Annotated in this window: 19 protein-coding genes and 1 pseudogene; 11 read left to right on the plus strand and 9 right to left on the minus strand. The window is 73.1% G+C overall.

Annotated elements, in window-relative coordinates; translation table 11 throughout:
- Positions 1 to 384: 384 nt before the first annotated feature.
- Entirely contained in the window at positions 385 to 1371 is a 987-nt protein-coding gene (locus ACE1OC_RS29885) for an ADP-ribosylglycohydrolase family protein (protein WP_250743815.1), read from the minus strand.
- Positions 1372 to 1639: 268 nt separating this feature from the next.
- Between ACE1OC_RS29885 and ACE1OC_RS29890 the strand changes: the two genes are divergently transcribed.
- The 3 genes from ACE1OC_RS29890 to ACE1OC_RS29900 all read left to right on the plus strand — a co-directional run bounded on the left by ACE1OC_RS29890 (position 1640) and on the right by ACE1OC_RS29900 (position 8752).
- Complete coding sequence (locus ACE1OC_RS29890) at positions 1640 to 2371, plus strand: VIT1/CCC1 transporter family protein (protein ID WP_250743816.1); 732 nt, start codon at positions 1640 to 1642, stop codon at positions 2369 to 2371.
- A gap of 377 nt (positions 2372 to 2748) precedes the next feature.
- Positions 2749 to 7299 (plus strand): glutamate synthase large subunit, encoded by a 4551-nt coding sequence (gene gltB, locus ACE1OC_RS29895; protein WP_407841719.1) that lies wholly within the window; start codon positions 2749 to 2751, stop codon positions 7297 to 7299.
- Positions 7292 to 8752, plus strand: coding sequence for a glutamate synthase subunit beta (locus ACE1OC_RS29900; protein ID WP_250744911.1), 1461 nt, complete (start codon positions 7292 to 7294; stop codon positions 8750 to 8752). Before gltB ends, ACE1OC_RS29900 begins: the two co-directional genes overlap by 8 nt.
- 217 nt (positions 8753 to 8969) lie before the next feature.
- Here ACE1OC_RS29900 and ACE1OC_RS29905 read toward each other — a convergent pair whose 3' ends face one another.
- Both ACE1OC_RS29905 and ACE1OC_RS29910 read right to left on the minus strand, forming a co-directional pair.
- Positions 8970 to 9752 (minus strand): GntR family transcriptional regulator, encoded by a 783-nt coding sequence (locus ACE1OC_RS29905; protein WP_407839618.1) that lies wholly within the window; start codon positions 9750 to 9752, stop codon positions 8970 to 8972.
- Complete coding sequence (locus ACE1OC_RS29910; protein WP_407839619.1) at positions 9749 to 10297, minus strand: GntR family transcriptional regulator; 549 nt, start codon at positions 10295 to 10297, stop codon at positions 9749 to 9751. Before ACE1OC_RS29910 ends, ACE1OC_RS29905 begins: the two co-directional genes overlap by 4 nt.
- A gap of 149 nt (positions 10298 to 10446) precedes the next feature.
- Between ACE1OC_RS29910 and ACE1OC_RS29915 the strand changes: the two genes are divergently transcribed.
- The 3 genes from ACE1OC_RS29915 to ACE1OC_RS29925 all read left to right on the plus strand — a co-directional run bounded on the left by ACE1OC_RS29915 (position 10447) and on the right by ACE1OC_RS29925 (position 14532).
- On the plus strand, positions 10447 to 10836 hold the full coding sequence (locus ACE1OC_RS29915; RefSeq protein WP_407839620.1) for an ATP-binding protein: 390 nt from the start codon (positions 10447 to 10449) through the stop codon (positions 10834 to 10836).
- A 175-nt stretch (positions 10837 to 11011) separates the two neighbouring features.
- Entirely contained in the window at positions 11012 to 13573 is a 2562-nt protein-coding gene (locus tag ACE1OC_RS29920; RefSeq protein ID WP_407839621.1) for a molybdopterin-dependent oxidoreductase, read from the plus strand.
- Positions 13570 to 14532, plus strand: a complete 963-nt coding sequence (locus ACE1OC_RS29925) for an FAD binding domain-containing protein (protein WP_407839622.1) — start codon at positions 13570 to 13572, stop codon at positions 14530 to 14532. Before ACE1OC_RS29920 ends, ACE1OC_RS29925 begins: the two co-directional genes overlap by 4 nt.
- Positions 14533 to 14575: 43 nt before the next feature.
- Here the strand turns inward: ACE1OC_RS29925 and ACE1OC_RS29930 are convergent, their stop codons facing one another.
- Complete coding sequence (locus ACE1OC_RS29930) at positions 14576 to 15490, minus strand: GlxA family transcriptional regulator (RefSeq protein ID WP_407839623.1); 915 nt, start codon at positions 15488 to 15490, stop codon at positions 14576 to 14578.
- 228 nt (positions 15491 to 15718) lie between these two features.
- Here ACE1OC_RS29930 and ACE1OC_RS29935 point away from each other — a divergent pair, with 228 nt between their 5' ends.
- The 4 genes from ACE1OC_RS29935 to ACE1OC_RS29950 all read left to right on the plus strand — a co-directional run bounded on the left by ACE1OC_RS29935 (position 15719) and on the right by ACE1OC_RS29950 (position 19710).
- On the plus strand, positions 15719 to 16636 hold the full coding sequence (locus ACE1OC_RS29935) for an NAD-dependent epimerase/dehydratase family protein (RefSeq protein ID WP_407839624.1): 918 nt from the start codon (positions 15719 to 15721) through the stop codon (positions 16634 to 16636).
- A gap of 100 nt (positions 16637 to 16736) precedes the next feature.
- On the plus strand, positions 16737 to 16961 hold the full coding sequence (locus ACE1OC_RS29940) for a hypothetical protein (protein WP_407839625.1): 225 nt from the start codon (positions 16737 to 16739) through the stop codon (positions 16959 to 16961).
- Entirely contained in the window at positions 16958 to 18046 is a 1089-nt protein-coding gene (locus ACE1OC_RS29945) for a hypothetical protein (RefSeq protein WP_407839626.1), read from the plus strand. Before ACE1OC_RS29940 ends, ACE1OC_RS29945 begins: the two co-directional genes overlap by 4 nt.
- 176 nt (positions 18047 to 18222) lie before the next feature.
- The gene (locus ACE1OC_RS29950; protein ID WP_407839627.1) at positions 18223 to 19710 is read left to right on the plus strand and encodes a DUF1906 domain-containing protein; all 1488 of its coding nucleotides are present in this window, start codon (positions 18223 to 18225) and stop codon (positions 19708 to 19710) included.
- A 32-nt stretch (positions 19711 to 19742) separates the two neighbouring features.
- Here the strand turns inward: ACE1OC_RS29950 and ACE1OC_RS29955 are convergent, their stop codons facing one another.
- Genes ACE1OC_RS29955 through ACE1OC_RS29970 form a run of 4 tightly spaced genes read right to left on the minus strand, consistent with a single transcriptional unit; the run spans position 19743 to position 23884 of the window.
- Entirely contained in the window at positions 19743 to 20264 is a 522-nt protein-coding gene (locus ACE1OC_RS29955; RefSeq protein ID WP_274552389.1) for a pyridoxamine 5'-phosphate oxidase family protein, read from the minus strand.
- Positions 20265 to 20300: 36 nt separating this feature from the next.
- On the minus strand, positions 20301 to 21029 hold the full coding sequence (locus ACE1OC_RS29960; protein ID WP_407839628.1) for a vWA domain-containing protein: 729 nt from the start codon (positions 21027 to 21029) through the stop codon (positions 20301 to 20303).
- A 51-nt stretch (positions 21030 to 21080) separates the two neighbouring features.
- Positions 21081 to 22226 (minus strand): acyl-CoA dehydrogenase family protein, encoded by a 1146-nt coding sequence (locus ACE1OC_RS29965; protein WP_407839629.1) that lies wholly within the window; start codon positions 22224 to 22226, stop codon positions 21081 to 21083.
- Positions 22223 to 23884, minus strand: a complete 1662-nt coding sequence (locus tag ACE1OC_RS29970) for an AMP-binding protein (RefSeq protein ID WP_407839630.1) — start codon at positions 23882 to 23884, stop codon at positions 22223 to 22225. The genes ACE1OC_RS29965 and ACE1OC_RS29970 overlap by 4 nt, the downstream gene beginning before the upstream one ends.
- A gap of 120 nt (positions 23885 to 24004) precedes the next feature.
- Here ACE1OC_RS29970 and ACE1OC_RS29975 point away from each other — a divergent pair.
- Positions 24005 to 24394: pseudogene (locus ACE1OC_RS29975) on the plus strand (flavin reductase family protein); the annotation flags it as partial.
- 47 nt (positions 24395 to 24441) lie between these two features.
- Here the strand turns inward: ACE1OC_RS29975 and ACE1OC_RS29980 are convergent.
- A complete protein-coding gene (locus tag ACE1OC_RS29980) occupies positions 24442 to 25101 on the minus strand; it encodes a PadR family transcriptional regulator (RefSeq protein ID WP_407841720.1) in 660 nt (219 codons plus the stop codon).
- Between the last annotated feature and the right edge of the window lie 13 nt (positions 25102 to 25114).

Raw genomic sequence — 25114 nt, forward strand, 5'->3', positions numbered from 1 at the left:
GTACTCCGGTCGCGGTGCGAAGGAACTCGGGCACCGGTGTGCCGGTGGCCCCGAACGCGGGCTCGGGCCGCCCGGCCGCGGTGGTGGGACCGCCGGGCTCCCCGGGCTCCCCGGGCGCCTCCCGGCCGTCGGCCGCCCCCGGCGCGGCTGCACCGCGTGCGGCGGCGGACTTCGTCCCGGCGCCCGGGGTCGGCTCGGTCCGGGTGTCGTGCCCCGGGTCCCGCCCGGCCGGGGTGTCGTCCCGCGGGGTGGGCCCGGTCCCGTTCGGGTGGACGGCTTCCAGGGTGTCCTGCGGGGCCAGGTCCGTCAGGGGGGTGGGTTCCTGTGGTGGGGTGTCCGGGTGTCGGGGGCGGTCCGTCGGGGAGGGGGTGGTGGGGGTCAGGGTCATCGGGGGGTCTCGGTTTCCGGGGTGAGGAGGTCCGCGATGTCCAGGACGTGGTAGCCGCGCATCGAGGGGAGGCAGCTACCGCGGACCGGGCCGATCACCGAGGACCAGGCGGCCGGGATGGCGGGGGCGCCGGACAGCGCTCCGGCGAGCGCGCCCGCCACGGCCGCCGTGGTGTCCGCGTCGCGGCCCATGTTGACCGCCATGAGGACGGAGGAGGGGAAGTCGCCGCGGCACGCGGCGAACGCCCCGAAGGCCAGGCCGACCGCTTCCGGGGCCAGGTCCGTCCAGGGGTAGCCGCCGATGACCACCGCCGAGCGGACCGCCCGCTCGCCGCGCGGGGCGGCCGTCACGGCCCGGCGCAGGGAGCGGGCCGTCCAGGAGTCCGACGGGATGACGGAGAGGGCCGCCGAGATGACGGAGGCGGCCGAGCCTCCGGCCATCGCCGCCGCGACCCCGGCGGCGACGGCCTGGCCGCCGTAGATGCCCTCGCCGTCGTGGCTGACGCAGCCGTCGATGGCGACCAGCCGGGCGGCTTCGGCGGGCCGGCCCGCCGCGAAGACCCCGAAGGGGGCCGCCCGCATGGCCAGACCGTCCGACCAGGCGTGCCGGTGCTGGGCGGAGATCGGGGCCGCCAGGCCCCGCCGGAGGTTCTCCAGGGTGCCGCGTTCCGAGAAGCCCGCACCGCGGAACGGGCCTTCGTCCAGGTCCGCGATCCAGTGGTGCCACGCCCGTTCGACGTGGGCGACCGTCAGTGCCGATCCGTGGCGGGCCAGCAGCAGGCCCGAGAAGATCGCGTACTCCGTATCGTCCGTGCCCGCCGGGTCGTCCGAGACGAAGCCCTCGATCCGGCCCCACTTGGCCCGGATCTCCGACGGCTTCATGTTCTCCGCGGGGGCGCCCAGCGCGTCACCCACCGCGAGTCCGAGAAGAGCGCCCCGGGCCCGTTCGAGGAGGACCTGCGGATTGCATGCAATCAGCTCCATGGCGCGCCTCTCCACTTGATGGGACTCATATTGAGCCCTTGGGGGATTTGTGCCATGGCATGTGGTTTGTCGCTCGTCGCGAAACACCCGCCGCGGGTCGTCGTCACCCGGTCGCCGAGGCCCAAAACCCCAGGTAAGTACGGCCTTCCTTGCTGGCGGAGGGCAAAAATCGTGCGTAGTTTCGAGGTGTTCAGGGGGAGTGGGTGTCCGCGCGTCGTCCATGGCACAGCTCTGTGCACCCACTCGTACAAAAGGGGAGATAGTCGGCATGTCCATCATTGATATCGAAGCGCCGCTCCACACCGCCCACCGCGACAACCACACCCACCGTGACGTCAACGGCGGATGGCTGCGCCCGGCGGTCTTCGGCGCGATGGACGGGCTCGTCTCCAACCTCGCCCTGATGACCGGCGTGGCCGGCGGCGCCGTCGCCCCGCACGTCGTCGTGGTCACCGGCCTGGCCGGCCTCGCCGCCGGCGCCTTCTCCATGGCGGCGGGGGAGTACACCTCGGTCGCCTCGCAGCGCGAGCTCGTGCTCGCCGAACTTGACATAGAGCGCCAGCAGTTGCGCAAGCACCCCATCGACGAGATGGAAGAGCTGGCCGAGCTGTACGTCTCGCGCGGCGTCGAGCCGGCGCTGGCCCGCGAGGTGGCCATGCAGCTCTCCCGCGACCCGGAGCAGGCGCTCGAGATCCACGCCCGCGAGGAGCTCGGGATCGACCCGGACGACCTGCCGTCGCCGATGGTCGCGGCCGTCTCCTCCTTCGGGTCCTTCGCGCTCGGCGCGGTGATCCCGCTGCTGCCCTACCTGCTCGGTGCGACGCTCCTGTGGCCCGCGGTGCTGGCGGCGCTGGTGGGTCTCTTCGCCTGCGGCGCGGTGGTTTCCCGGGTCACGGCCCGGTCCTGGTGGTACAGCGGACTGCGTCAGCTCGTCCTGGGTGGCGCGGCCGCGGGTGTGACGTACATCCTGGGAACCTGGATCGGCGGAGCCGTAGGCTGACCGCGCAGGGAGTGAGACACTATGCAGTAGGCAACATAAGTAGTTGGTTACCCGGCGGTTTCGATTCCGTGTCCGCCGGGCACAGACCCCCTGGGCGCCGGGCAATGAGGCCCGCCCCGTACCGGGACCTTCGTCCCGTGTCCCGATGGCAGGACACCTGCGAAAGTCCCCTCTTATCTGCTCCGTGCAGTGTCCGCATGCTGGAATGGCATATCCGCTTCGCGGGATTGTCGTCATCATGTAATCTGCACGAAATTTCGCAGAGGGCCAACGTCGTCCCTCGGCTATGCACATATGCCACGACGACGACGGGAGAGCCGATGCGTTCCGCATCCACGCACTCCGCGACCGGCCTCAGCAACACCGCCTGGTCGCCCATGGACGGTCGCCCCGCCCAGCAGGGCATGTACGACCCGCGCAACGAGCACGACGCCTGTGGCGTCGGCTTTGTGGCCAACCTCACCGGCGAGGCCAGCCACACGCTGGTCGAGCAGGCGCTGACCGTATTGCGGAACCTCGAGCACCGAGGCGCCACCGGATCCGAGCCCGACTCGGGCGACGGCGCCGGCATCCTCTCCCAGGTCCCGGACGCGTTCCTGCGCGAGGTGGCCGGGTTCGACCTTCCCGAGGCCGGCGCGTACGCCGTCGGCATCGCCTTCCTCCCCGCCGACGGCACCGCACAGGCCGTCGCCGTGGAGCAGATCGAGGCCATCGCCGCCGAGGAGAACCTGACGGTTCTCGGCTGGCGCGAGGTTCCGGTCACCCCCGACCTGCTCGGCAACGGCGCCCGCGCCACCATGCCGGCCTTCTCGCAGCTGTTCGTCAGCAACGGGACCACGGGCATCGAGCTGGACCGCAAGGCCTTCGTGCTGCGCAAGCGCGCCGAGCGCGAGGCCGGGGTCTACTTCCCGTCGCTCTCCGCCCGCACGATCGTCTACAAGGGCATGCTGACCACCGGCCAGCTCGAGCCCTTCTTCCCGGACCTCTCCGACCGCCGCTTCGCCTCCGCGATCGCGCTGGTCCACTCCCGGTTCTCGACGAACACCTTCCCGTCGTGGCCGCTGGCCCACCCGTACCGCTTCGTCGCGCACAACGGCGAGATCAACACGGTCAAGGGCAACCGGAACTGGATGCGGGCCCGCGAGTCCCAGCTGGCCTCCGGCCTCTTCGGCGAGGGCGCCCTCGAGCGCATCTTCCCGATCTGCACCCCGGACGCCTCCGACTCGGCCTCCTTCGACGAGGTCCTGGAGCTGCTCCACCTCGGCGGCCGGTCCCTCCCGCACAGCGTGCTGATGATGATCCCGGAGGCGTGGGAGAACCACACCTCCATGTCGCCGGCCCGCCGCGCGTTCTACAAGTACCACTCCACGCAGATGGAGCCGTGGGACGGCCCCGCCTGCGTCACCTTCACCGACGGCACCCAGGTCGGCGCGGTCCTCGACCGCAACGGTCTGCGCCCCGGCCGCTACTGGGTCACCGACGACGACTTCGTCGTGCTCTCCTCCGAGGTCGGCGTCCTGGACATCGACCCGGCCAAGGTCGTCCGCAAGGGCCGCCTGCAGCCCGGCAAGATGTTCCTCGTCGACACCGCCCAGAAGCGGATCATCGAAGACGACGAGATCAAGGACGCGCTGGCCGCCGAGCACCCGTACGCCGAATGGCTGGAGACGGGCGAGATCGAGCTGACGGACCTGCCCGAGCGTGAGCACATCGTGCACACCCACGCCTCGGTCACCCGCCGCCAGCAGACCTTCGGCTACACCGAGGAAGAGCTCCGCGTCATCCTCGCGCCGATGGCCCGTACCGCCGGCGAGCCGCTCGGCTCCATGGGTACGGACTCCCCGATCGCGGCCCTGTCCGAGCGCCCCCGGCTGCTCTTCGACTACTTCACCCAGCTCTTCGCGCAGGTCACCAACCCGCCGCTGGACGCCATCCGCGAGGAGCTCGTCACCTCGCTGCTGTCCTCGCTCGGCCCGCAGGGCAACCTGCTGGAGCCGACCGCCGCGTCCTGCCGCAGCGTCACGCTGCCGTTCCCGGTGATCGACAACGACGAGCTGGCCAAGCTCATCCACGTCAACGCCGACGGCGACATGCCGGGCATGAAGGCCGCCACCCTCTCGGGCCTGTACCGGGTCTCGGGCGGCGGCGCGGCACTGGCCGCCCGCCTCGAGGAGATCCGCGGCGAGGTCGACGCGGCCATCGAGAACGGCGCGCACCTGATCGTCCTCTCGGACCGTCACTCCGACGCCGAGCACGCGCCGATCCCGTCGCTGCTGCTCACCTCCGCGGTGCACCACCACCTCATCGCCACCAAGCAGCGCACCCAGGTGGGTCTGCTGGTCGAGGCCGGCGACGTCCGCGAGGTCCACCACGTCGCGCTGCTCATCGGCTACGGCGCCGCCGCGGTCAACCCGTACCTCGCCATGGAGTCCGTCGAGGACCTCCTGCGCGCCGGTACCTTCCTGTCCGGCCTGGAGCCGGAGCAGGCCATCAAGAACCTGATCTACGCGCTCGGCAAGGGCGTCCTGAAGGTCATGTCCAAGATGGGCATCTCCACCGTCGCCTCCTACCGCGGTGCGCAGGTCTTCGAGGCCGTCGGCCTGAACGAGGAGTTCGTCGCCGCGTACTTCGCGGGCACCGCCACCAAGATCGGCGGCGCCGGCCTGGACGTCATCGCCAAGGAGGTGGCCGCGCGCCACGCCAAGGCGTACCCGACCTCCGGCATCGCGGCCACGCACCGCGCGCTGGAGATCGGCGGCGAGTACCAGTGGCGCCGCGAGGGCGAGCCGCACCTGTTCGACCCGGACACGGTCTTCCGCCTGCAGCACGCCACGCGCAACCGCCGGTACGACATCTTCAAGCAGTACACGGACCGGGTGAACGAGCAGTCCGAGCGCCTCATGACGCTCCGCGGACTCTTCGGCTTCAAGACGGACGGTCCGGCGGCACGCCCGTCGATCTCCATCGACGAGGTCGAGTCGGTCGCCGACATCGTCAAGCGCTTCTCCACCGGCGCCATGTCGTACGGCTCCATCTCCAAGGAGGCGCACGAGACCCTCGCCATCGCCATGAACCAGTTGGGCGCCAAGTCCAACACCGGTGAGGGCGGCGAGGATCCGGACCGCCTGTACGACCCGGCGCGCCGCTCCTCCATCAAGCAGGTCGCCTCCGGCCGCTTCGGTGTCACGAGCGAGTACCTGGTCAACGCGGACGACATCCAGATCAAGATGGCGCAGGGTGCCAAGCCCGGCGAGGGCGGCCAGCTGCCCGGCCACAAGGTCTACCCGTGGGTCGCCAAGACCCGGCACTCCACCCCGGGCGTCGGCCTGATCTCCCCGCCGCCGCACCACGACATCTACTCCATCGAGGACCTGGCTCAGCTGATCCACGACCTCAAGAACGCCAACCCGGTCGCCCGCATCCACGTGAAGCTGGTCTCCGAGGTCGGCGTGGGTACGGTCGCCGCGGGTGTCTCCAAGGCCCACGCGGACGTCGTCCTCATCTCCGGCCACGACGGCGGTACGGGTGCCTCCCCGCTCACCTCGCTGAAGCACGCGGGCGGTCCCTGGGAGCTCGGCCTCGCCGAGACCCAGCAGACCCTGCTGCTCAACGGGCTGCGCGACCGCATCGTGGTCCAGACGGACGGCCAGCTCAAGACCGGCCGCGACGTCATCATCGCCGCGCTGCTCGGCGCCGAGGAGTTCGGTTTCGCGACCGCGCCGCTCGTCGTCTCCGGCTGCGTCATGATGCGCGTCTGCCACCTGGACACCTGCCCGGTCGGCATCGCCACCCAGAACCCGGTCCTGCGCGACCGCTTCTCCGGCAAGCCCGAGTTCGTCGTCAACTTCTTCGAGTTCATCGCGGAGGAGGTGCGCGAGCTCCTCGCCGAGCTGGGCTTCCGCACGATCGAGGAGGCCGTCGGCCACGCCGAGCTCCTCGACACCAGCAAGGCCGTCACGCACTGGAAGGCGCAGGGTCTCGACCTGGAGCCGCTCTTCTACGTGCCGGAGCTGCCCGAGGGCGCGGTCCGCCACGCCGTGATCGAGCAGGACCACGGTCTGGAGAAGGCGCTCGACAACGAGCTCATCCGCCTCGCCGCGGACGCGCTGAACGCCGACTCGGCCGAGACCGCACAGCCGGTCCGCGCCCAGGTCGCGATCCGCAACATCAACCGCACGGTCGGCACCATGCTCGGCCACGAGGTCACGAAGAAGTTCGGTGGCGCGGGCCTGCCCGACAACACCATCGACCTGACCTTCACCGGCAGCGCCGGCCAGTCCTTCGGCGCCTTCCTGCCGAAGGGCGTGACCCTCCGCCTGGAGGGCGACGCCAACGACTACGTCGGCAAGGGCCTCTCCGGCGGCCGCGTCGTGGTCCGTCCCGACCGCGGCGCCGACCACCTGGCCGAGTACTCGACCATCGCGGGCAACACGATCGGCTACGGCGCCACCGGCGGCGAGCTGTTCCTGCGCGGCCGCACCGGCGAGCGCTTCTGCGTCCGCAACTCCGGCGCCCTGGTCGTCTCGGAAGGCGTGGGCGACCACGGCTGCGAGTACATGACCGGTGGCACGGCGGTCGTCCTCGGCGAGACGGGCCGCAACTTCGCGGCGGGCATGTCGGGCGGCGTCGCGTACGTCATCGACCTCGACCCGAACAACGTCAACGTCGGCAACACGGGCGCGGTCGAGGCCCTCTCCGACACGGATGCCCAGTGGCTGCACGATGTGGTGCGCCGCCACGAGGAGGAGACCGGCTCGACCGTGGCCGCGAAGCTCCTGGCTGACTGGACCGCCTCGGCGGCCCGCTTCAGCAAGATCATCCCGACCACGTACAAGGCAGTGCTCGCCGCCAAGGACGCCGCTGAGCTCGCCGGACTCTCCGAGTCCGAGACCACGGAGAAGATGATGGAGGCGGCGACCAATGGCTGACCCGAAGGGCTTCCTCACCACCCCGCGCGAGACCGCCTGCACCCGTCCTGTGGCCGAGCGCCTCAAGGACTGGAACGAGGTCTACGTTCCGGGCTCGCTGCTGCCGATCATCAGCAAGCAGGCCGGCCGCTGCATGGACTGCGGCATCCCGTTCTGCCACAACGGCTGCCCGCTCGGGAACCTGATCCCCGAGTGGAACGACTTCGCGTACCGCGAGGACTGGACCGCCGCCTCCGAGCGGCTGCACGCGACGAACAACTTCCCGGAGTTCACCGGGCGGCTGTGCCCGGCGCCGTGCGAGTCCGCCTGCGTGCTCGGCATCAACCAGCCGGCCGTCACCATCAAGAACGTCGAAGTCTCGATCATCGACAAGGCGTGGGACAACGGCGACGTCACCCCGCAGGCGCCCGAGCGCCTGTCGGGCAAGACGGCCGCGGTCATCGGCTCCGGCCCGGCGGGTCTCGCCGCGGCCCAGCAGCTGACCCGGGCCGGCCACACCGTGGTGGTGTACGAGCGCGCCGACCGCATCGGCGGGCTGCTGCGCTACGGCATCCCCGAGTTCAAGATGGAGAAGGTGCACATCAACCGCCGCATCGAGCAGATGCGCGCGGAGGGCACCAAGTTCCGTACCGGCGTCGAGGTCGGCCGCGACATCACCGCCACCGACCTGCGCAAGCGGTTCGACGCGGTGGTCATCGCGGCGGGCGCCACCGTCTCCCGCGACCTGCCGGTCCCGGGCCGCGACCTCAAGGGCATCCACTTCGCGATGGAGTACCTGCCCCTCGCGAACAAGGTCCAGGAGGGCGACTTCATGGCGCCCCCCATCACGGCCGAGGGCAAGCACGTGGTCGTCATCGGCGGCGGCGACACCGGCGCGGACTGCGTGGGCACCGCCCACCGCCAGGGCGCGGCCTCGGTCACGCAGCTGGAGATCATGCCGCGTCCGTCCGAGGACCGGCCCGCGGGCCAGCCCTGGCCGACGTTCCCCATGCTGTACAAGGTCACCTCTGCTCACGAGGAGGGCGGCGAGCGGATCTACTCCGTCTCCACCACCCACTTCGAGGGCGACGAGGACGGCAACGTCCAGGCCCTCCACCTGGTCGAGGTCGCCTTCGAGGACGGCAAGCTCGTCCAGAAGCCCGGCACCGAGCGCGTCCTCCCCGCGCAGCTGGTCACCCTGGCGATGGGCTTCACCGGCACCGACCAGGAGAACGGCCTCACGGCCCAGTTCGGCTTGGCGATGGACGCCCGCGGCAACATCGAGCGCGACGCCTCCTACGCGACCAACGTCGACGGCGTCTTCGTCGCCGGCGACGCCGGCCGCGGCCAGTCGCTGATCGTCTGGGCCATCGCGGAAGGCCGCTCGGCCGCCCGCGGCGTGGACCGCTTCCTGACCGGCACCAGCGCCCTCCCGTACCCGGTCAAGCCGACGGACCGCTCGATCACCGTCTGATTCTCGACGCCGTGCTCGCACCGCTCGGCCGCAGGCGGCCTCCCGGGCTTCGCCCGGCTGCGCCGGCCTGCGGCCGTCGGGTGGTGACTGAGGTCGTGTAGTGCCCCCGGCTCGCCGGGACCCCTCATACGGTCCGTACAACGAAGTACGGCACTCGACACAACGCCCGCCACGTCCCCGACCAGGGGTGGCGGGCGTTGTGGCGTTCCGGGGGTGGTCAGGCTTCGGGCGCGAACTCGTACTGGAGCTCGTACAGGTGGCCTGCCTTCACCATGACGGTGACCTCGATCGGCTGTCCCTCCGCGCTGTAAAACGTACGGAGGGTCCGCAGGACGGGGAGGTCGCCGGGCAGCCGCAGTGCTGTGTACTGCTCCTGCGTCGCGACGCGGGCGGAGAGCCGGTCCACGCTGCGGTGGGGCGGGAAGCCGAGCTCGGTCAGCAGGGTCGGAGTGCCGCCCCGGATCCGGCGGGGATCCGCGAGCGCGGTGCCGCGAGCGAGGTCCGACGGGTAGTACGAGCTCACCAGCTCGGCGGGCTCGTCTTCGATGGTGATCAGCTGGCGCCTGCACACGGCCGGACTGCCCTCCGGGAGTCCGAGCGCGGCAGCGACATCACCGACGACGGGCACCTCTTCCACCGCCAGCAGGGTGCTGTGCGCCGCGCGGGCCGGTTCCGATGCTTCGGCGAGCCAGGGGTAGGCCGCCCCGGCCACGGCCGGTCTCAGGGATCCGGCCGGGCGAACGGTCCGCTGGCGGGTGTCCCGTACTGTCACCGCCGAACCCGCACGACCCAGGGCCAGCCCTTCGTCCTTGAGGAGCTGGACGGCCTTCTGGATCGTGGCGTTGGAGGCATCGAAGCGGGCCTTCAGCTGCGCGGTGGAAGGCAGCTTCGATCCAGGCGGGAGGCCGCCGCTCATGATCTCGTCACGGAGATCGGCGGCGATGCGGGCGTGGAGCGGCCGGGGATCGGGTCCCGAGGCGTCGGCGCTGGACAGGGTCATGCGACCTCGATGTCGATCTCGTACCGCAACTGCTGGCGTCCGGCCGGCATGACCATCACGTCGGCCTGGATCGGCCGGCCCGCCGAGTCGTAGGTCGTACGGGCTAGTTGGAGGACCGGCTCGACCGGCCCGAGGCGCAGGTGCTCCCGCTCATCGGGGTCGGGCATCCTGGCCGTCACGTTCTCGACGGCTCGTACGCCGACGTGTCCCAGCCTTGCCAGCAGGGTCACCGCGCCGCCCCGGATCTTTGCCGTGCCGGCCAGAGGGGTGCCTGTGGCGATGTCGGCAGGGTAATAGGTGTCGGTCAATTCGGTCGGCTCGCCGTCGAGTTCGATGATCCGGCGGCGGACGACGGCGGTCTCCCCGGTCGCAAGGTCGAGCATCCGGGCGACCTCGGCCGGGGCGTCGGCTTCACCGGCGTGCAGGATGCGCTGCGCGCCGCGACGGCCCGCCGCCTCGGCCTCGGCGGTCCAGGCGTCGGATTCCCCGTCGGCGCGAGGGGTCAGGTACGGCATCGACGTGCTGGTCCAACCGCTGCCGCTCACGCTGCCTCCTGAGTGTCCGTCGTGCTCTGCCGGTGCCCACGTTAAGCGACACCTCTGCGCTATCCCAGCCTGCGAACCTTGCCGCTTTTCGCGAATAGCAATACGTTCTGTGGGGCCTTGGAAGCTCAGCGTTAAGGCGGTGGGGTGCTATGTCCTTGTCTCGGCAGCAGCGGTTCCCTCGGGCCCGTGCCTCGGTGCGCGCGGCCCGTCAGTTCGTAGGCGACACGCTTGGTGACTGGGGTGTGTGCGAGCGGCGGGACGACATGCGGCTCTGCGTGTCCGAGCTCGCCACGAATGCAGTTCTGCACGGGGTCCCGCTGGGGCGGGAGTTCTCCGTGCGTCTGGAGCGGGAGGGAGGGATCGTGGCGATTGGGGTGCGCGACAGCGGCCCGGGTTGCCCCGTCGTGCAGCGGCCCGACCTTGGTGCTCCGAGCGGCCGGGGGCTGTGGCTGGTGGTCGAGCTCGCCGACGAGTTCCGGATCTGCGACGAACGGGTAGGCAAGACGATTTGGGCCGGGTTCAAGGTGGGCTCGGCGTGAGGTGAGCGACTGAGACACAACGCCCGCCACGTCCCCGACCAGGGGTGGCGGGCGTTGTGGCGTTCTGGGGAGGGTGTGCCGACCTGCGGGGTGGGCCGTGGCGGGTTATCAAGGGGGGTGAAGGCGAGCCCGGTAGGTGTGGGGGTCGTCGCCCCCACGTTGAGGAGTACGGCTCGTGGAGTTCGAGGTCAATGGCGTTCCGTGTGTGGTGGACGTGGACGGTGATCCGACCGCCGTGGAGGTGGTGCGGGAGCGGTTGGGGCTGACCGGGACCAAGCTGGTGTGCGCCGGCGGGGTGTGCGGGGCCTGCACGATCCAGGTCGACGGTGAGCCGCGGGTGGCGTGTCTGACGCCGGCGGCCCGGCTCGGCGGGCGGCGGGTGACGACGGCGGAAGGGCTGGCCGGTCACCCGGTCGGGCGTGCCTTCGCCGGTGAGGACGCCCTGCAGTGCGGTTACTGCACGCCCGGGTTCGTGGTCGAGGCGGCCGCGTTCTTCGAGCGGTGGCGGGCCGCGCACGGGCGGAGCAGGCCGGGGCGGGAGGAGATCGCGGAGGCGCTGGCGGGTCACCTGTGCCGGTGCGGCGCCTACGAGGGGATCTTCAGCGCCGTGGCGGCCGCCTGCGCGGGCGACTACGAGGGGGAGGCGCCGGCACCGCCGCGTGCCGAGGCCCCCGAGAAGGTCGACGGGTCGGCCCGGTACACCACCGATCAGCGGCCCGAGGGGCTGCTGGAGGGGGTGATCATCCGCTCGCCGCACGCGCATGCGTACGTACGGTCCCTGGAGGCCGGGGATCTGCCGCTGGTGCCGCTGCTGCCCCCCGACGGGGTGGTGCGGTACGTCGGGCAGCCGGTGGCGGCGGTCGCGGCGCCGGACCGGGCCTCCGCGCGGGCGGCCGCCGAGCGGGTCGCCGTGGAGTACGAGGTGCTGCCGGCCGCCCTCGACGTGAGCCGGTCGCGGGCCGGCGAGGGGCCGCTGGTCTACGAGGACAAGGCGGCGCGGAAGCGGGCGCCCGGGTCGGGCGAGGCACCTCAGCTGACGCCCGCCCGATGGCGCGGCAACCGGCGCGGCCCGTCCGCCATGAGCAAGCGGCCCGCCACGGCCGTGCGCCGGATCACGGAGGCCCGCAAGAGCAGCCCCGAGCGGGTGGTCGAGGGGCTGTTCACGACCGCCGCCCAGACCCACACCCCGCTCGAACCGCACGCCTGCCTGGCGGAGTGGGTCGACGGCGCCCTCCACCTGGAGGTGTCCACGCAGTCGGTGAAGCAGGTGGCGGTACTCGCCGCCGAGCGCTTCGGCGTGCCCCTCGACCGGGTGGTGGCACGGGCCGTCCACGTGGGCGGCGGCTTCGGCTGCAAGATGGGGCTGACCTCCGACGTGGTCGCCGCGGTGGAGCTGGCCCGGCTGCACGGCGCCCCGGTGCGGGTGGTGCTGGACCGGGACGAGGAGCTCACCGACGGCGGGTACCGGCCCGGCACCCGGATCCGGCTGGCGATGGCCGCGGACGCCTCCGGGGAGCTGAGCGCGCTGGCCATGGACGCGGACACCGACGGCGGGGTCTCGGTGGGCGGCACCGTCGCGGCGCTGGCCCGGTTCATGTACGGCAAGGCACCGCGCCGGCTACGGGACTTCGACATCGTCACCCACCGGCCGCCGGGCGCGCCCTTCCGCGGCCCGGGCGGACCCACGATGTGCTGGGCCCTGGAACAGGCCGTCGACGAGATGGCCCACCGGCTGGGAGAGGATCCGATCGCCCTGCGGCGCCGCTGGGACGGCAACCCGAAGCGCCATGCGCTGTACGACCTGGCCGCGGCCCTTCCGGCCTGGGCGGGCACCCGCGGCGGTACCGGACGCTTCCGGCGGGGCGTCGGCGTCGCGGCGGCCAACTGGCTGTACTTCCTCGACCCCGCCACCGAGGTCGAGCTCACCGTCGAGGACGGGATCGTCGTCGCCCGCTGCGCCGTGCAGGACATGGGCACGGGCTCGCGCACCGTCCTGCGCCGGGCCGTCGCCGAAGGACTCGGCGTGCCGGAGGACAGGGTGCGTGCCGAGGTCGGGCACAGCGACGCCGCCCACGGCCCCACCTCCGGCGGCAGCCGCACCACACCGTCGATCGTGCCCGCCGCCGTGGACGCCGCCGAACGGCTGCGCGACGCGCTCGGCGCCGGTGACGGCGACGTGGCCTCCCGGTTGGGCCTTGCGCAGGGCGTACGGGTCACCGGCCGGCGCACCCGGGACCACCGGGGCTTCGTGACCCCGCTCAACCTGACCATGGGGGGCGTGGCGATCGGCCGCGGCTTCACCGGATCGGTGCAGGTCGCCGAGGTGGAGGTGGACACCCGGCTCGGCCGGATCCGGCCGCTGCGGGTGTGGAGCGGCATCGCCGCGGGCCGCATCCACGAGGAGCGGCTCGCCCGCAGCCAGTGCGAGGGCGCCGTCGTCCAGGGCGTCGGCTACGCCCTGTTCGAGGAGCGGCGCACCGACCCGGCCACGGGCCGGGTGCTGACCGACAACCTGGAGGACTACCGCATCCCCGGCATCGGAGACACCCCCGAGATCACCGTCCACTTCCATCAGGAGGGCTTCGCACACGTCCCCGGCGGCGGAGTGGGCCTCGGGGAGATTTCCACCCTGCCGACCGCGGCCGCCCTGGCCAACGCGGTCCGCGATGCGACCGGCTGGCGCCCGTACGACATGCCCATCCGACCCGACCGGCTCCTGGAAGGACTGGCCACGTGAGCACCGAGCCCACCCTCACCGACCTCTCGGCCGCCGTCCTGGCGCGCGGCGGGGAACTGCGCGCCGGCGGCACCGACACCACCGCCCGGCAGCGCTCCGGCATCGCCCCGGGCCCGTTCACCGACCTCGACGCCGCGGGCAGCCTGCGCGGCTGTACGCCGCTGCCCGGCGGCGGGCTGCGGATCGGCGCCCTGACCACGCTCGCCGCGCTGGCCGGCGATCCGCGGGTGCGCTCCGGCTGGCCCGCCCTGGCGGTGTCCGCCGGGACCGCGGCGACCCCGCAGATCCGCGCCGCCGGCACCCTGGGCGGCAATCTGCTCCAGCGCAACCGCTGCTGGTACTACCGCAATCCGCACTTCAGCTGCCTCCAGAAGGGCGGCTCCGGCTGCCCCGCGCGCGAGGGCGACCACCACTTCGGAGTGGTCAGCGGCGACGGCCCGTGCGTCGCCCCGCACCCGTCGACCCTCGCGATGGCCCTGCTCACCTACGACGCCGGGGCCGAGGTCCACGGCGAATCGCCCCGCCCCGTGGCCGAGTTGTACGGGGACGGCGACCGGCTCCACCGGGCCGACCACCTGCTGGCACCGGACCGCATCCTCACCGCGGTGCTGCTGCCGCCGCCCCTGCCCGGCGAACGGGCAGCCTGCCACCGGGCCACCAGCCGCGCCCACGGCGAATGGCCCCTGGTCGAGGCCACCGCCCGGCTCGCGCTCGACGGCGCGACCGTCACGCACGCCGCCGTCGCGGCGGGCGGCGTCGCGCGGGTTCCGCTGCGGCTTCCGGAGGTGGAGGCCGCCCTGATCGGCCGGGAGGCCACCCCCGAGGTCCTTGCGGACGCGGCCGCGACGGTGCTCGCCCGCTGCCGGCCCCTGCCGCAGACCGGCTACAAGCGCACGCTGTTCCGCGACACCGTGCTGGAGGTACTGGAACGGGCCGCGGCCCCGGCCCCGACCGGCTAGCGCCCGGTCCGGGCGAAGACGCGCAGGCGGCCGGGACACGCCCCTACGGCTGCCGCGCCCGTGCCGTGGCCCGGTAGACGGTCGGCGTGGAACCCGTGCGGCGGACCAGGTGGGCGCGGAGGGAGTCGGCCGTGCCGAGGCCGCTGCGCGCGGCGACCTGGTCCATCGGGAGGTTGGTCGTCTCCAGGATCTCGCGGGCCCGGTGCAGGCGCTGGTGCAGGAGCCACTGCAGGGGGCTGAGACCCGTTTCCGAGCGGAAGCGGCGGGTCAGGGTGCGCACGCTCAGGCCCGCGTGCCGGGCCAGGTCGGCCAGGGCGGTCGGCTCGTGCAGGCGGGCCAGGGCCCAGGCGCGGGTCGCGGCGAGGGAGGTTCCGCGGTCGGCCGGGAGCGGGGTCTCGATGAACTGGGCCTGGCCGCCCGGCCGCACCGGGGCCGCGACCACCAGCCGGGCGGTGCCGTTCGCGACGGCGGCCCCGTAGTCGCAGCGCACCATGTGCAGGCACAGGTCGATCCCCGCGGAGAGCCCCGCCGAGGTCAGCACCCCGTCGTCCTCGACGAACAGCACGCCCGGCACGAGGTCGACCCCGGGGAAGCGCTCCCTGAACTCCTCCGACATGCTCCAGAAGGTGGTGGCGCGGCGGGAGTCGAGGAGACCGGCCTGGGCGAGGACGAACGCGCCCGTGCAGATGGACGCGATGCGCCGGCCCCGCGCGGCGGCGGCCCGCAAGGCGTCCAGTACGCGCGGGTCGGCGCTGACCCGGGCGCCCGTCCCCGTCACGATCACCGTGTCGGCCCGCTCGATCGCCTCCAGGCCGTGGCGTACGACGATGTCGATGCCGATCGCCGCGGGGACGACGCCCGGGGCGGGCGTGCAGATCGTCACCTCGTAGGCCGGGTCCTCCCCGATCCGCGTCGCGCCGAAGACCACCTCCGGGATCGACAGGTCGAAGGTGGTCACCGGGGGGACCGCGACGACCGTCACACGGTGCGGGCGGTGCGGGCGGTGCGCGGGAGGAGGGGGCGGAGGAGTGGGTGCGGAAGCTGGTGCGGAAGCGGGTGCAGGAGGAGTCGCCATGGCTCGAATCTCCGGATGGCTGGCATTCAGGCCACTACTGTACGGCGCCGCACCGAGCGAGGGTTGATCCATCGCGTGAACAACTCACGTTCTCGGCAAGGGAGTACAGCCATGTCCGTGCACGTCGTCACCGGCGCCGGTCCGATCGGCACCGCCACCGCCCGCTTGCTCGCCGCGTCCGGCGAGCGGGTCCGCGTCATCACCCGCAGGGGCGGCGGGCCCGAGCATCCGCTCGTCGAGCGGGTCGCCGCCGACATCACCGACGTCGACCGCCTCACCGAGCTGCTCCGGGATGCGCGCACCCTCTACAACGCGGCCGCTCCCGCCTATCAGGACTGGCGCACCGCCTTCCCGCCGCTGGCGGCCTCCCTGCTCACCGCCGCCGAGCGGACCGGCGCGGACTACGTGATGCTGGGGAACCTCTACGGGTACGGACCGGTGGAGGGGCCCCTGACCCCCGGTCTGCCCCTGCGGCCGGCCTCCGACAAGGGGCGGGTGCGCGCCGCGATGTGGGAGGAGGCCCTCGCCGCCCACGAGGCCGGGCGCGTGCGCGTCGCCGAGGTCCGGGGCAGCGACTACCTCGGGGCCGGGGCGCTCTCGCTGTTCACCTGGACGGCCGTCCCTGCCGTGCTCGCGGGCACGGAGGCGGTGCTCCCGGTCGGCCTGGACGAGGCCCACGCCTGGTCCTACGTGGGCGACGTGGCCCGCACCCTCATCGCCGTCGGCGCCCGGGAGGACGGCTGGGGCCGCGCCTGGCACGTGCCGTCCACCTCGGAGCTGTCCATCCGGGCCCTGGCCGGCCGGCTCGCCCAAGCCGCCGGTGCGCCGGAGCCGCGGCTGCGGCGGATGACGCCGGGGGAGCTGGCCGAGCAGGTCGCCGGCGACGCGGTGACGGCCGAGATCCCGGAGATGGCGTACCTGTACGACAGGGCGCTGCGCGTCGACGCCTCCGAGACCGAGACCATCCTCGGCGTACGGGCCACCGCGCTGGACCTCGTCCTCAAGGAGCTGGCGGAGAGCGGGAGTTGACGTCCGCCGCCGACCTTACCCGCGAGTATTGACTATTAGTCAATTCGGGCCCACGCTCGACGCGAGCCGTCGTGTCGTCTTTGGTGTGGGAGGTCGTCCCGTGCGTACAGATGAGGAACTGGGCCGTTTGAGTGTGGAGTTGGGAGGCGTCAGGCCTCCCGCGTCGTTCGCGGAGCTGGACGCCGGGGAGCTCGTGCGGCTCGCCGAGGCGCTCAAGGCGGAGCGGGCGCGCCAGGCCGAAGGCCTGAACCAGGCCGCCGAGGAGGCGCTGGGACTGGTCCCCGCCCTCGCGCGCGGGGCCGTGCGCAAGGTGCTGTTCCGGTGAGCCGCGCCGAAGTGGAGAAGATCGCCCGACTGGTGGGCGCGGACGCCGGGGAGCTCGGCTTCCTGCGCGGGCTGCCGGACGAGGACGTACGGGCGTTCCGCGAGCAGGTCAGCGCCGTACTGAACGACGGCGCACCCGAGATGCTCGACCGGATCGCCGCCGCGACCAAGCTGGTGCCGGCCGGGGTGGCGGCCGCCATCTCGCAGAAGGCGCTCGGACCCCGGCTGGCCGCCGGGGTGGCCGGCCGGCTGGAGTCGGGCCGGGCCGCAGCCATCATCGAGAAGCTGCCCGTCTCCTTCACCGCCGAGGCCTGCGGACACCTGGACCCCCGGAAGATCTCCGGGATCGTCGACCGGCTCGACGAGGGGCTCGTCGTACGCATCGCCACCACCCTCGCAGAGAACCGCGACCACCTCACCATGGGCCGGTTCGTCGGCCACATGCGGGACCAGGTGCTCCGCCGGATCCTGGACCAGGTGGACGACGCGGCGGTGCTGCGCGCCGGCTTCTACGTCGACCAGCCCGAGCGGCTGCCCCGGATCCTGGAGCTCATGGGCGACGACCGCCTCGGCGCGATCGTACGGGCCGCTGCCGCCGAGGGGCTCTGGGAGGAGGCCCTCGCCGTCGCCGCGATGGTCGGCGGCGACCAGCGGCTGCGGATCGCCGAACTCACGGCCCGCCTCGACCCGGCCGATCTCGACTCGCTCGTACGGGTCACGCACGCCGAGGGACTGTGGGAGTCCCTGCTCCCGCTCGTGGCGCTGCTCGGCGAGGAGGACCGGCTCGCGGTGGCCCGGCTGGACTCCCTGCGGGACCCGCTCGTGCTGGCCGGAGTGGTACGGGCCGTCGTGGCGACCGCACTGTGGGGCGCGTTCCTGCCGCTGGTCGGCGTACTGCCCGAGGAGGCGCGCAAGGTGGTGGCCGATGCCGCCGCCGGGCTGGGCGACGCGGAGCTCGACGGACTCGTGCGCGAGGTCGACAAGCAGGACCTGTGGGAACTGGTGCTGCCGCTCGTCGAGCTGATGGAGGAGTCGGGGAAGGAGCGGATCTTCGCCCTGCCCGCCTTCCAGGAACAGCAGGAGTAGCGGCACCGGCGCGCTACCGGCTGAGCGGCGCCGGCAGCGCGCGGAGCGGGAGCGGGCGCGCGGCGGGCCCGGGCCGGGGATCGGCCGCACTGCCGTGCGGCCGTCCCGTCAACAGGTGACCGCGGGCTCTCGTGCCTCTGCGTCAACCCCCGGGCCTTCTGGTAACAGTGGGTCACATGCTCCCCTCCCACATGATGTTGAGCTGCCTGCTGGGCGCCGCGCTGCTCGCCCCCGTCCCCCTCGGGGCCGCCGACGGCCGCACCGGCACCGCCGAGGGCCGTACCACCGACGGCCGCACCGTCGATTACCGCGGGCTGCGGCTCACCGTCCCCGCCGACTGGCGGGTCGTCGACCTCGACCGCAACCCCGACGCCTGCCTGCGCCTCGACCTGCCCACCCTCTACCTCGGACACGCCGGCGCCCAGGGCGAATGCGGAGCCGCCCGTGCCGCCGCCCCCCGCTCCGACACTCTGCACCTGGAGCCGCTCGACGGCGCCCCGCCGCGCGCCGACATCCCCACCGTCGGAGGCGACGAGGGCGACCCCCTGCCCAAGGTCCGGGGCGACAGCAACGAGATCCGCTACGCCCTGCGCCGCGCCGGGGTGATGGCCACCGTCTCCTACGCGTCCACCCCCGAGGCCGTCCGCGGGGTCCTCACCCGGGCCCGCGCCCTCGCACCCCCGGCCGCCCCCGGCCCGGTGCCCGTCGATCCGGTCGGCGTGGTCGGCGGGGGTTCCCGTACCACCGTCCAGACGCCCTTCACGGGCGAGGGCTTCGACGCCTGCACGGCCCCGACCCAGCGCACCATGAACGCCTGGCGGGCCGACTCGCCCTTCGGCGCCGTCGGCGTCTACATCGGCGGCCGCGCCCGTGCCTGCGCCCAGCCGCAGCTCACCGCGGGCTGGGTGAGCCGGCAGGCCGAGGCGGGCTGGCACCTCATGCCGATCTGGGTGGGCCCCCAGCCCTGGAACAGCTCCTCCACGGGGCTCTCCACCGACCCCTCCGAGGCCAACGAACAGGGCAGGGCCGAGGCCGAGGGCGCGGCCCACGCGGCCGCGGCGCTGGGCATGGCCGAGGGCACGGTCCTCTACAACGACCTGGAGAACTACACGGACCGCGCCACCTGGGACGCCCCGGTCGTCGCCTACCTCACGGCCTGGACGACCCGGCTGCACGAACTGGGCTACGGGGCCGCCGCCTACGTCGCGGCGAGCTCCGGGGCCAAGGCGCTGAGCGCCCACTACGACCAGGCCCCGGAGGCGATGCCCGACGTGCTGTGGGTGGCCCGCTGGAACGGTGCGGCCTCGGTCACCGACGCCGACCTGGGCCTGCCCGCCGGGACCAGCCGGTGGACGGGGGGCCGCCGCGCCCACCAGTTCCGGGGAGACCACGACGCCACGTACGGCGACGTGACGCTCAACATCGACCGGAGCTGGCTGGACGTCGGCGCCCAGACCCCGGCCCCGGCCAAGACCCCGAAAACCCCGGGCAAGACCAAGAAGGCTCCCGCCAAGTCCCCGGCCAAGTCCCCCGCCAAGGCTTCGGCCAAGTCCCCTTCCCAGGCCTCGCCCAAGTCCCCCTCCCAGGCCCCGCCCAAGCTCCCGGCCCAGGCCCCCGCCAAGATGCCGGCGGTCGTCCCGGCGAAGACCCCGGCCAGGGTCTAGGGGGCGGCCGGGCCGCAAGGCACCCCCCCGGCTCAGCCCGCCGCAGGCTCCTCGCGGGCCGGCTCGTCGTCGTTGCCCCGGCGCAGGGTGCGCAATCCGTGCTCCGGGGTCCACGAGCGGACCACCAGGTCGTCGCCCTCGACCCCGACGTGGACCACCTCCGTCAGGTCGGCACGGAACAGGTCGAAGGGGTGCGGGGTGTCGTTCTCCTCGGCCTCCTCCGCGTACCGGTGGAGCTCGGGCTGTTCCACGATCTCCACCGCGCGCCCGGCGATCCGCACGTCCCCGTCGGGCATGGTCTCGCCCGGACCCGGGTTGGTGTGCAGGGCGAAGCGCCCGTCGCGCCGCAGGTCCTTCCCCTTCATCGACCCCGGCATCATGCCGAGCCACAGCTCACCGCCGCGGATCTCGACGTTCAGTCCGGTCGCGCGCGGCGAGCCGTCCTTGCGCAGGGTCGCCAGGACGTGGTGCGGGAACTGAGCGAAGCGGGCCTGGACGGCCGCCGCGAATTCCGGTTCCGCCTTTTCGAATACGGCCCAATTGTTCGTCGTCATACGTCCATCAAAGCGCGAGGTGCTCGTACCCGCCGGTCAGGCGCGCACGATTCCCGCCGCCCGGGCCGCCGTCAGCCATGCCGGGAACTCGCCGACCAGGCGGTCGTAGAGTTCCGGGTCCGCGACGGCCCGCGGGTCGGGGCCGGCGTGGAAGTAGCCCGCGTTGTCCACCATCCGCTTCTGCGGGACGGGCAGTTCGTCCAGCCGCCGCAGGAAGTCGAACTGCGAGCTGCGGGTGTTCCCGAAGCCGACGAACTGCCAGAAGAGCGGCAGCCGGGCCGCCTTGCACAGGTACTTCTCGGCGGCGAGCTTGTTGATCGGGCCGCCGTCCGTCTGGAAGACCACGAGCGCGGGGAGGGCGGATCCCGAGTCCAGGTAGTGGTCGATCACCGCGTCCATCGCCGCGTGGTAGGCCGTCTTGCCCATGTGGCCGAGGCCGGCGGCGATCGCGGTGACCCGCCCCTCGTGGCCGGCCAGGGAGATCTCCTCGACCGCGTCGACCTCGGTGGAGAAGAACACGACCGGCACGCGGGCGTCGTCGTCCAGGTGCGCGGAGAGCCCCAGCACCCGGTCGGCGAGGGCCTGCACGCTGCCGTCGTCGTAGTACGGGCGCATCGAGCCGGAGTAGTCGAGGACCAGGTAGACGGCGGCCCGGCCGCCCTCCAGACCGTGTTTGCGGAGCGAGGACCCGGCGCTCTTGTACAGGCTCACCAGCGCCGGGGCGGTCTCTTCGATCTTCCGGAGGTCTATCGCACTGCCCGTCATGGGCCGAGCGTACGACAGCCTCCGCCGCCCGCGCGCCCGGTCGCCGGCGCGTCACCCGGCCGGGAGGAACCCCAGCCGGGCCGCCAGTCGTTCGCGGTGTGCGGCGGGGGAGCCGAAGAGCAGGGCCGATCCGTGGGCCCGCTTGAAGTACTCGTGTGCCTCGTGCTCCCAGGTGATGCCGATGCCGCCGTGCAGCTGGATCATCTCGCCCGCCACGTACGCGTACGCCTCCGAGCAGGCCGACTTGGCGGCGGCCGCCCCTTCCGGAGCCGCGTCGGCGGCGGCCGCCGCGAGGGCGAGGGAGCGGGCTCCCTCCACCGCGGTGTGCAGGTCGGCGAGCCGGTGCTTGACCGCCTGGAAGGAGCCGATGGGCCGCCCGAACTGCACCCGTTCCTTCGCGTACCGGACCGTCACCTCCAGTGCCCGCGCCGCCGCCCCCGCCTGTTCGGCGGCGAGCGCCGTGCAGGCCAGGTCCCGGACCCGGGCGAGGACCCCGGCGCCGTCGGCCGAGAGCAGCCGGGCCGGGGTCCGGTCCAGGGTCAGCTCCGCGAGGGGGCGGGTGCGGTCCATCGTGGACCGTACGGTGAAGGCCGCCGGGGCGGCGAGGAGCTCGAACAGCCCGAGCCGTCCGGGGTCCGGGCCGGCGGCAGCGCCGTCCATCCGGGCGAAGGCCAGCAGCAGGGACGGCTCGGCGGGGCCGGCCAGGACGTACCGCTTGGAGCCGGTGAGGAGCCAGTCCGTCCCGGCCGGCTCGGCCCGGGCCGACAGGTCGCCCGCCTCCCAGCCACCACCGGGGGCGGGCGGGCCGTACGCGCCCGGGCCGTGGCCCGCGGGGCCCGGCTGCCCGGGCAGGGCCTCCGCCCAGGCCAGGGCGCCCACGACCGTGCCCTCCGCCAGCTGCGGCAGGTGCTTCGCGCAGGCCTCCCGGTCCCCGGACGCGAGCAGGGCCTCCACCGTCAGCACCGCCGATCCCAGGTACGGTACGGGGCTCAGCACGCGCCCCAGTTCCGCCATGACCACCCCGACTTCGGCCGGCCCGCAGCCCAGCCCGCCGTACTCCTCGGGGACCGCCAGCGCGGCCGCGCCGATCTGTGCCGTCAGCGGAGCCCAGGCCGTGTGGCCGGGGTGGCGGGCCAGGACCGCCCGTACCGCGTCCCGGAGTTCCTCCTGCTCCCTCGTCAGCTCCAGCGGCCTCACGCCGACTCCCCTCGCGCCGTGCGGCGCAGCTCCGTCTTCAGCAGCTTGCCGCCCGCGTTGCGCGGGAGCTCATCCATCCGGGTGAACCGCCGCGGCACCTTGAAGTTGGCCAGTCGTTCCCGGGTCCAGGCGGTCAGCTCCTCGGAGGTGACCGGCCCGGTGGTGACGACGTAGGCCACCCCGACCTCGCCGAGCCGCTCGTCGGGGGCGCCGACGACCGCCGCGTCGGTGATGGCGGGGTGGGTCAGGAGCACGTTCTCCACCTCCGCCGGATAGGCGTTGAACCCGCCGACCACGTACATGTCCTTCAGCCGGTCGGTGATGGCGAGGTAGCCGCGCCCGTCGAGCACGCCGATGTCCCCGGTGCGCAGCCAGCCGCCGGGCAGGACGGCTTCGGCGGTGCTCGCCGGGTCGTCCAGGTAGCCGGGGGTGACGTGGTAGCCGCGGACCTGCACCTCGCCCGGCTCCCCGGCGGGCAGCACCGCGCCGAGCGGGTCGGTGATCCGTACCTCGGTGTCCGGCAGCGGCAGGCCGACGGTGTGGGCGAGGGTCCGGGCGTCGGCGTCGGTGGGGCAGACGGACACGACGCCGCCGGACTCGGTGAGCCCGTACGCGGTGAACACGTCGGGCGCCCCCAGTTCGGTGCGGATCTCCTCGACGAGGGAGGCGGGCACCGAGGCGGCTCCGGTGCCGGCCAGGCGCAGCGCGGACAGGTCGTGCGCGGCCCGCGCCGGGTGGCGGATCAGGCCGTGGAAGACGGTCGGCGGGCCCATCAGGCAGGTGACGCGCTCGGCGGCCATGCGGTGCAGGATGCGGTCGGTGTCGTAGACCGCCTCGGGGAGCATGGTGACCCCGCGCAGCAGGCAGGCGAGCACCCCGGCCTTGTAGCCGAAGGTGTGGAAGAAGGGGTTGACCAGCAGGTACCGGTCGCCGGGGCGCAGGGTGACGAGGCCGGACCAGGAGGCGTAGAGCCGGACGGTCTGGCCGTGGGTGGTCATGACGCCCTTGGAGCGGCCGGTGGTGCCGGAGGTGTAGAGGATGTCGCTGAGGTCCTCGGGACGGACGGCGGCCGCGCGCGCGGCGCGCTCCGCGTCGGGGACGGCCTCGCCGGCGCGCAGGTACGCCTCCCAGGAGACGGACCCGGGCGGCCCGTCGGGGCCCGTGGTCTCGCCGCCGTCGTTCCCCTCCCGTCCCTCTCGTCCCTCTCTTCCCTCCCGTCCCTCGCGCCGGTCGCGCCCGTCGCGCAGGACCACCGTCGAGGCGAGCGCCCCGAGGTCCTCGCCGGAGGCGTGCAGGTCACGGGCGTAGTCGGTACCGAGGAACCCGCGCTCGGTGAACAGGACGCGGGAGCCGCTGCGCCGGATGATGTCGGCGGCCTCCGCGGGCTTGTAGCGGGTGTTGACCGGTACGAGGACGGCTCCGGCGCCGACCGCACCGAGGGCGGCGGTGATCCACCGGCGGCTGTTGGGGGCCCAGATCGCGACCCGGTCGCCGGGGCGGATGCCGTGGGCGATGGCGGCGCGGGCTGCCGCGGAGATCTCGGCGGCGAGGCGGGCGAAGGTCCAGCGGACCTCTCCGTCGGCGAGCGCCTCGCGCTCCCCGTACGCGGCGGCGGCGTACTCGGGGAGCCGGGCGAGCGTGGTGGGTGGTGGTGGCATCGAACCCTCCCTACTTGACGAGCGAGCGTGGGCGGTATCCAATCACAGGTGTTTCGGTTAGGCATATACCTAGTAGAAATAATCAGGGAGGTTCTCATGAGGGAGGCAGTCATGTCCGACATGAAGTCGGTCCTGTCCAGCTTCTGCACCGGCGTCGCCGTCATCACGGCATGCGGAGCCGACGGCCGTCCCGTCGGGATGGCCGTCCAGTCCTTCTCGTCCGTGTCCCTGGACCCGCCGCTGGTCTGCTTCTGCCCGGCGCGCACGTCCACCACCTGGCCCCGGATCCAGGCGGCGGGGGCCTTCGCCGTCAACATCCTCGCCGCCGACCAGCAGGAGCTGTGCCGCCGGTTCGCCGTCACCGGGGGCGACAAGTTCGCCGGGGTCCCCTGGCGGGCCGGCGGCAACGGCGCGCCCCTGCTGGACGGGGTCCTCGCCACTGTCGAATGCGACCTGGAGGCCGCCTTGGACGGCGGCGACCACGCCATCGCGCTGGGCCGGGTCACCGCCCTGACGGCGCACCGCGAAGGTGCGCCGCTGCTCTACTTCCGGCGCACCTACGGGCGCTTGCCGGGCTTGCCCGGGGCCGGGGCCGGGGCCGGCTCCGCGGCGGGGGCCGCGCCGCGCGCGCTCTCCAGTTCCGCAATGTCGTCGAGCATGGCCGCCGCCAGGTCGCGCTCGGAGGCGTAGTACCGCTCCGCCCACTTGAGGGTGAGCGTCGGGTACGCCCACGAGGCCTCTTCCCGGGCCCCGTCCGCGTCGGCCACCGCACGCCGCCGCATCTTCTCCGCGAACTCCTGGTGCTGTACGAGGACTTCGCGCATCTGCTCCGGCTCCAGCAGGTGGCCGAGCCACAGCCGCAGCATCGGCCCGTGCTTGAGCACCGGCGGGTCGACGGGCGCCTCGCGCGCCCAGCGCCGTACGGCCGTCATGCCCTCGTCCGTGATCCGGTACACCCGCTTGTCGCGGGTGCCGGTCTCCTGGGCGACCATCCGCGAAGAGGCGTAGCCGGCCTTCTCCAGCCGCTTGAGCTCGCTGTAGATCTGGCTGAAGGACGGGCTCCAGTAGAAGAAGCGCAGCGACCAGTCCGACCACTTCTTCAGGTCGTAACCGGAGAGCTCCTCCCCGAAGGAGAGCAGCCCGAGCACCGCCCAGCTGGTCGCGGGGAGCGTGCGCCCGTTCGTCTCTTCTGCCGCCTCGTTGGTCACGCAGCGCAGTCTACGACCGGTC

The organism is Streptomyces stoeckheimensis (assembly GCF_045822005.1).
Taxonomy (GTDB): domain Bacteria; phylum Actinomycetota; class Actinomycetes; order Streptomycetales; family Streptomycetaceae; genus Streptomyces; species Streptomyces stoeckheimensis.